Annotated in this window: 6 protein-coding genes and 1 pseudogene; 6 read left to right on the forward strand and 1 reads right to left on the reverse strand. The window is 27.9% G+C overall.

Annotated features, from left to right (window positions below):
* From Q3287_RS19160 to Q3287_RS19170, 3 genes are all read left to right on the forward strand, one after another.
* Nucleotides 1-746, forward strand: a 746-nt coding sequence (locus tag Q3287_RS19160) for an aldo/keto reductase (RefSeq protein ID WP_407964661.1), incomplete at its 5' end; no start/stop codon positions are given.
* A gap of 183 nt (nucleotides 747-929) precedes the next feature.
* On the forward strand, nucleotides 930-1,319 hold the full coding sequence (locus Q3287_RS19165) for a MerR family transcriptional regulator (protein ID WP_054270765.1): 390 nt from the start codon (nucleotides 930-932) through the stop codon (nucleotides 1,317-1,319).
* A gap of 16 nt (nucleotides 1,320-1,335) precedes the next feature.
* Nucleotides 1,336-1,875: a flavodoxin family protein gene (locus tag Q3287_RS19170; protein WP_054270764.1), complete on the forward strand. Its 540-nt coding sequence runs from the start codon at nucleotides 1,336-1,338 to the stop codon at nucleotides 1,873-1,875.
* Nucleotides 1,876-1,983: 108 nt separating this feature from the next.
* Here the strand turns inward: Q3287_RS19170 and Q3287_RS19175 are convergent, their stop codons facing one another.
* Entirely contained in the window at nucleotides 1,984-2,469 is a 486-nt protein-coding gene (locus Q3287_RS19175) for a hypothetical protein (protein WP_054270763.1), read from the reverse strand.
* An 851-nt stretch (nucleotides 2,470-3,320) separates the two neighbouring features.
* On the opposite strand from Q3287_RS19175, the gene Q3287_RS19180 reads away from it, so the two are divergent.
* The 3 genes and pseudogenes from Q3287_RS19180 to Q3287_RS19190 form a co-directional block, all read left to right on the forward strand.
* The gene (locus Q3287_RS19180) at nucleotides 3,321-3,698 is read left to right on the forward strand and encodes a RidA family protein (RefSeq protein WP_407964662.1); all 378 of its coding nucleotides are present in this window, start codon (nucleotides 3,321-3,323) and stop codon (nucleotides 3,696-3,698) included.
* A gap of 272 nt (nucleotides 3,699-3,970) precedes the next feature.
* Entirely contained in the window at nucleotides 3,971-5,767 is a 1,797-nt protein-coding gene (locus tag Q3287_RS19185; RefSeq protein ID WP_054270761.1) for a sigma 54-interacting transcriptional regulator, read from the forward strand.
* 391 nt (nucleotides 5,768-6,158) lie between these two features.
* Nucleotides 6,159-6,482, forward strand: a pseudogene (locus tag Q3287_RS19190) (diaminopropionate ammonia-lyase); the annotation flags it as partial.

Genomic DNA, 6,482 nt, shown 5'->3' on the forward strand with positions numbered 1-6,482 from the left:
GTTTTAAGTTTATTGAAGAAAAGAAAAAGGAAGGGAAAATAAAGAATATTGGTTTTTCTTTTCATGATAGTGCAGAATTATTAGATGAAGTCTTGACTGAGCATCCAGAAGTAGATTTTGTGCAATTACAGATTAACTATATAGACTGGGACAATGAAAGCATACAGTCTAGAAAATGCTATGAGATAGCAGAGAAACACAATAAACCTGTGATTGTTATGGAACCAGTAAAAGGTGGTACACTTGCCAAAATACCAGAAAAAGCAGAGAAGTTATTCCATGACTATAATTCAGATATGTCAATACCATCTTGGGCAATCCGTTTTGCAGCAAGTAAAGACAATGTAATGATGGTCTTAAGTGGAATGTCAAATATGGAACAATTATTAGACAATACAGGGTATATGCAAGACTTCAAACCATTCACAAAAGATGAATACGATGTTATAGATGAAGCTGTAGAAATTATTAATGAATCAATTGCAGTTCCATGTACTGCATGTCAATATTGTGTAGAGGGATGTCCAAAGAATATTGCTATTCCAAACTACTTTGCATTGTACAATTCAGAAAAACAAGCTCTTAATGCTGGATTTTCGACACAGATGGTTTACTATAATAACTATACTAAGACTTATGGTAAAGCATCAGATTGTATTGGATGTAAACAATGTGAGGAAAGTTGCCCACAACATATTAAAATTATAGATGCCTTAAAGAATGTGGCAGAAATCTTTGAAAAATAATTAATAGATATAAATAAACAGGATAAATAATTTTGAAAAATAATTATGTGTAGATAAATAGGGCAAATAGTTTTGATAATTTACTAAATATAGATAAACAGAATAAGCAATTTCGATAGAATATTATTTAAGTTATTTAATGATATTTTAATCTATACAATATCAAGAGAGAGGTATATATGTATGACGATTTCAGAAGTTAGCAAAAAATACGAGCTTTCAGCAGATACTTTACGATACTATGAGCGAATTGGTCTGATACCACCTGTAGGTAGAAATAAAAGTGGGATTAGGTCTTTTACAGAAAAAGATTGCGAGTGGGTTAATTTTATAAAATGTATGAGAAGTGCAGGCCTTTCTATTGAGACACTGATTGAATATGTGGCTATGTTTCAACAGGGAAATAGTACTATTCAAGCGAGAAAAGAACTTTTAATAGAACAGAGAAATCAATTAGCTAAAAGAATGGAAGAAATGCAAAAAACTTTGGAACGATTAAATTTTAAGATTGATAGATATGAAGAAGGTCTTGTTGAAAAAGAAAAGACATTAGAAAACAGTATGAATAAATAAGTGGAGGAAGTATATTATGAGTAAAAATGTATTAATAGTGTCTGCAAGCCCTAGAAAAGGTGGAAATTCTGATTTATTGTGTGACCAATTTATGCAAGGGGCATTAGAATCAAAAAATAAAGTAGAGAAGATATTTCTAAAAGATAAAGATGTTAACTATTGTACTGGATGTGGTGCATGTTATGAAAAAGGAGCAAGTTGTCCACAGAAGGATGATATGGGAGAAATTCTTGAAAAAATGATTAAAGCAGATGTGATTGTTTTGGCAACTCCAGTTTATTTTTATACTATGAATGGACAAATGAAAACTATGATTGATAGAACTTGTTCTGGATATACTGAAATTTGTGATAAAGATTTCTATTTTATTGTTGCAGCAGCAGATAAAAATGTGGATGATATGGAAAGAACAATAGAAGGATTTAGAGGGTTTACATCATGTTTAAATGGGTCTAAGGAAAAAGGTATAGTATATGGTGTAGGAGTTTGGCATGTAGGAGAGATTAAGGGAAGCGAGTCAATGAAAGAGGCATATGAAATGGGCAAGTTGGTATAGTATGTTTGTATATAATAAAGGACAGATTAATTTTAATCTGTCTTTTATTTACAATACTTATTTAAATACCTAGTGCCACTCGTATATTTTAATAATCACTATAAAAAATTATACAGATTCTTGCATGATGTTATTTTCTTTAGTAATTAATTCTTCTAGACTTTTCCAATCAGTATCTTCCATATTTGCAAAATAATGACCACTTCCTATACAAGTTAAGTAAGACTTTCCATCCAATTCAAATGAAGAACCACCAATACACTTTGAATTACATTTTTTACAAGTTCGAGTTTTAGTGATACTCTCCTTAATAGTTTTAGAGCATTCCTCTACAGAATTTTTATATGAATTTAGATGAAAAAGATTTGCTTTAACTCTCCATTTTTTTTCGTTACATTCAATAGTAAATAAGCTACGTTTTGGTTTTTTAGTTGAATATACTATTTTGTAAGAACGAGCCCCTGTCTTTGGCTCAATTTTGCAATCTAATGATTTGCCAAGTTCATGTAAATCACAAGCAATATTATAATCTTTACCACTTAATACTTTTAACATTTCCTCTGTTGTTTCTGCTGTTAATTCACTTTTACCCATATTAAAAAATCCCCCTAATAAATAATAATTTCATATAAGAATAATTAATATCAGTATATTAAATAAATTTATTGAAATCAATAAAATAACTACAATCTTACATTATTGGGCATAGAATGAGAGCTAATGCTTTATTAGAAAAAAGACTTAATAGTATGAAAATTCACTTAGACATGATACAATTCTATAAAAGATTTAAAAAATAGGAAAGGAGAAAGTTGCTGGGAGATAATCAACATAATAATTTAATCATAGATTATGAACTTATTATGAGAGGGGTAATGTTGTGAAGTAAGATTATTAAAAGAGAAACCTGTAAGTTCTCAGCAATGGTGATGGGTATTGATAATTTTTTGGTTACTATTATATTTGGCTATTATATTTTCAATAGGCTCTATGATAACTAGAGTAAATAAGGTTTGGGTAAAGGTTTTATTATTTATAGTAGTTGGATTGTCAACTATAGTCCTTTCATACATAATAACTTGATGATTTGAGATTAAGAAGTCAGTTTTAATCTATAAATTCTCAAAACAAGAATTCTCAAGTTGGTAAAATTCTAGATATGAGAAAAAAATTGACATTAGGAAAAAGTAATTTTGAAACATTTTCTTACAAAAATATTTAGATGTTACTAGTTTGAATGACTTCACAAAATTTTATATATAGGTAAAGTTTGGCATGTTAATTGCTTTAATAAAAGTTAACATGAACACAAATAAATATAATCATCTGAGTATTGATTATTTGAAGTTTTAGATTTGAAATTTAATCTAAAGGTTCATATTGATATTGGTGTTTAGGAAATTTTATTTTCCTGTAAATATAACCTAATAATAGGAGGTGAAGTTATGTCAAAAGTAGTAATAGCTACAGAGAAAGCTCCAGGAGCAATTGGACCATATTCTCAAGCAATACAAGTTGGAAATATAGTTTCTACATCAGGTCAACTTCCAATAGATATGAAAACTGGTGAGTTAGTATCTGACCCAAAAGAAGCAACAAAAGCTTCTTTAGATAATGTAAAAGCAATATTAGAGCAAGCTGGTACAAGTATGGATAAAATATTTAAGACTACAGTATTCGTAAAAGATTTAAACGATTTTAATGATATTAATGAAGTGTATGCTACATATTTTAAAGAAAATCCACCAGCAAGATCATGTGTACAAGTTGCTCAATTACCAAAAGATGCAGTTTTAGAAATTGAAGCAATGGCAGTATTATAACAATAACAATGATAACAAAACTAATGAAAATTAAAAACTAATAAAAAAGTCTACAATTAAAATAAAAAAGTTTATATTAAAAAGTCTATATAAAAATCTATCTAAATATTTAACTATTGAGCTTTTCTCATGTAATGTATATTTTGTGCCAAAAATATATCTGTTACAAGAGGAAGGCTTTTTTGTGTTTTATATATATTTTAAAAATTGACTATATGTTAAAATATAGCTAAACTGATAATTTGGTAAATTAAATTATAATGGGGGAAACTATGTTAAGTAAATTAAAAGAATTTCAACAAGAAATGATAAAATACACTGAAACAGTAGCTAGTGTATTAGATGTAGATATTGAAATAGTTGATGACAGATTGATAAGGATTAGTGGCACAGGTCTATATAAATCAAAGATAAATGAAAGCGTTGTTACTGAGGGTTTTATTTATGATAAAGTTATACAGACAGGTCAGGAATTAGTCGTATTGGATATATGTGATAATCAGCTTTGTATAGAATGTTCCCATTACATGAAATGCCTAAATAAAGTAATAATAGCAGTTCCAATAAAATATAATAATCGTACTATAGGGGTAATTGGTGCTATTAGTACAGATAAAACTAAAAAAGTAGAAATAAGTGCAAAAATAGATAATTATTTAAAATTTATCAATCATATATGCGATTTAATTTCCATGAAGATAGAAGAACATGAAGCGTCAAAAAATAGTAGCAGAAAAATGAATATGATGATAGAAATAATTGAAAATGTTGAAAAAGGCGTTATAATACTGGATATAAATAGCAAAATATCCTATATAAACAACATAGCTCTAAAAAAATTAGATATTGAGAAAAATATAATCGAAAATATAGTGAATATAGTATCAGTTGAATCATCCTCAAATGGACATGAATTGCTAGAAATTGATATTGATAACAAAATTTATAATATAAATGCCAAAATAATTCCTGTATATCCATATATAAATCAATATGACAAAATAATAATATTTGACAAGACATATATCAACCATAAAGGACATGGAAAGGTAAATAGTGGATGGGGAAATAGTGATATAGAGTCTATAATTGGAAATTCAGAAGCTATGGTGAAAGTTAAAGAGAGAACTAAGAAATTAGCAAAATCAAATTCGACTGTCCTTATAACTGGTGAAAGTGGTACAGGTAAAGAACTAATTGCTAGAGCTATACATGCAGAAGGTAGCAGATGGAATAAGCCATTTATTGCTATAAACTGTGCTGCTATTCCAGAAAACCTTCTTGAAAGTGAATTGTTTGGATATATAAAGGGAGCATTTAGTGGAGCTAGTAGTGGTGGTAAGGTAGGTAAATTTGAACTTGCAAATGAAGGTGTTATATTTCTTGATGAAATGGGCGATTTGTCCATGCCTTTGCAAGCAAAGCTACTTAGAGTCTTACAGGAAAGAAAATTTGCAAGAATTGGGTCAAATAAGCTTATTGATTTAGATATAAGAGTAATTGCAGCTACAAATAAAAATTTACTGAAACTAGTAAATGAAGGTAAATTTAGGGATGATTTATACTATAGACTAAATGTAATTCCTATAAATTTGCCACCCCTTAGGGAAAGAAAAGATGATATTGAAGCAATAATGATGAAATTTGCTTCTAAATATTCTTTAGAATTAGGTATTCAATTGAATAAAATAGAAGAAAATGTTATGAATATGTTGATTAACTATAATTGGCCGGGAAATATAAGGGAACTGGAAAATGCAGTTGAGTATATGATGAATTTAGTTGGAGATGATGGAATAATATATAAAGATATGCTTCCATTAGATATTTTGAACTATTATAATATTAATGGAAATGTATGTAAGAGTACAGGTATAACGTTTGAAAATGATATAGTTGAAGGGATAGTAGAAAATCAAGAAAGGATACTCTCAATTAAAGAATTAGAGTTGACTTACATAAGTAAGTTGTTGAATAAGTATGGAAGAGATACAAAGACAAAGAAAAAAATAGCAAAAGACTTAGGCATAGGTTTGGCTACATTATATAGAAAATTGGAAGAAGAATAGTAGTAACATAAACAATCAAAATATAAAATTATAGAAGGTTATAACCATATATTTATAGAAAATAAAATACAGTAATATATCTAGCAAAATGATAGACATATAAAGAACAAGACATAATAAAGGAAAAATTAAAACAAAGAAACGGTTTCTCGAATTGATAATTCTCGTATTGATAAAAATTTCCCAATATGAGAATTTTTTCTTTTATAAATCTTATTTTTCACATTCAAAATTTATAAAAGTTAAAGAAATCTTATAAAAGTATGTAATTCCAACATAAAAAAAATATTTTTAGAATAAATAATATTGGCATAGTAATTGCTTTACTAGAAGACACAAAGATAAAAACTTAAAATGACACCGAAAAATTTGAAAGGGGAATATAAAATAAATGAGAGAAATAAAATGGAAATTAAATAATCTACCTAAATCTGAGGAAAAAGAAAAAGGGATTGAATTTTTAAAAGATGAAGAAATTGCAAAGGCTAAAGCTTTCCATGAGAGCTTTCCACAATATGAAAAAACTCCTTTAGTTAAATTAGATAACTTAGCAAAATCACTAGGAGTAAACGGAATATATGTTAAAGATGAATCTTATAGATTTGGATTAAACGCATTTAAAGTTTTAGGTGGTTCTTATTCTATGGGTAGATATTTAGCTCAAAGATTAGATACAGATATATCTGAATTAGGATATGACAAATTAACTTCAAAG

Source organism: Clostridioides sp. GD02404 (genome assembly GCF_045898275.1).
GTDB lineage: Bacteria > Bacillota > Clostridia > Peptostreptococcales > Peptostreptococcaceae > Clostridioides > Clostridioides difficile_A.